This window comes from Streptomyces sp. NPDC058240, from assembly GCF_042882135.1.
In the GTDB taxonomy this organism is placed as follows: Bacteria; Actinomycetota; Actinomycetes; order Streptomycetales; family Streptomycetaceae; genus Streptomyces.
The window spans coordinates 1-1032 of the sequence record NZ_JBHVWT010000170.1; the positions used below are offsets into that span (position 1 = coordinate 1).

1 protein-coding gene is annotated in these 1032 nt (G+C 64.4%); it reads right to left on the bottom strand.

The features are described 5' to 3' along the window. The coding region (ispG, locus tag ACFVX4_RS42190; protein WP_389988883.1) for a flavodoxin-dependent (E)-4-hydroxy-3-methylbut-2-enyl-diphosphate synthase at positions 1-1032 on the bottom strand (1032 nt) is incomplete at both ends.

Below are 1032 nucleotides of genomic sequence, written 5' to 3' on the forward strand. Positions count from 1 at the left end.
CTCGGCGATCTTCATGGCCTCTTCGATCAGCGTCTCGACGATCTTCGACTCGGGCACCGTCTTGATGACCTCGCCCTTCACGAAGATCTGCCCCTTGCCATTGCCCGAAGCAACACCCAGATCCGCCTCACGGGCCTCACCCGGACCATTGACGACACAGCCCATCACGGCCACCCGCAACGGCACCTCCATGCCCTCAAGACCCGCCGACACCTGATCCGCCAGCTTGTACACATCCACCTGCGCCCGCCCGCACGACGGACACGACACGATCTCCAGCCGCCGCTGCTTCAGGTTCAACGACTCCAGGATCTGGATACCGACCTTGACCTCCTCGGCCGGCGGCGCCGACAACGACACCCGGATCGTGTCCCCGATCCCCTCCGACAGCAACGCACCGAACGCCACCGCCGACTTGATCGTCCCCTGGAACGCCGGACCCGCCTCCGTCACACCCAGATGCAACGGATAGTCACAACGAGCCGCCAGCTGACGGTACGCATTCACCATCACCACCGGATCGTTGTGCTTCACCGAGATCTTGATGTCCCGGAAACCGTGCTCCTCGAAGAGCGACGCCTCCCACAACGCCGACTCCACCAACGCCTCGGGAGTCGCCTTCCCGTACTTCGCCAGCAACCGCGCATCCAGCGAACCCGCGTTCACACCGATCCGGATCGGCGTCCCCGCATCATTCGCCGCCCGCGCGATCTCCTTCACCTTGTCGTCGAACTGCTTGATGTTCCCCGGATTCACCCGCACCGCCGCACAGCCCGCATCGATCGCCGCGAACACATACTTCGGCTGGAAATGAATATCCGCGATCACCGGGATCTGCGACTTCCTCGCGATCACCGCCAACGCATCCGCATCGTCCTGCGTCGGACACGCCACCCGCACGATCTGACAGCCCGACGCCGTCAGCTCCGCGATCTGCTGCAACGTCGCACCCACGTCCGACGTACGCGTCGTGGTCATCGACTGCACCGACACCGGCGCATCCCCGCCCACCGCAACCGACCCGACCTGGAT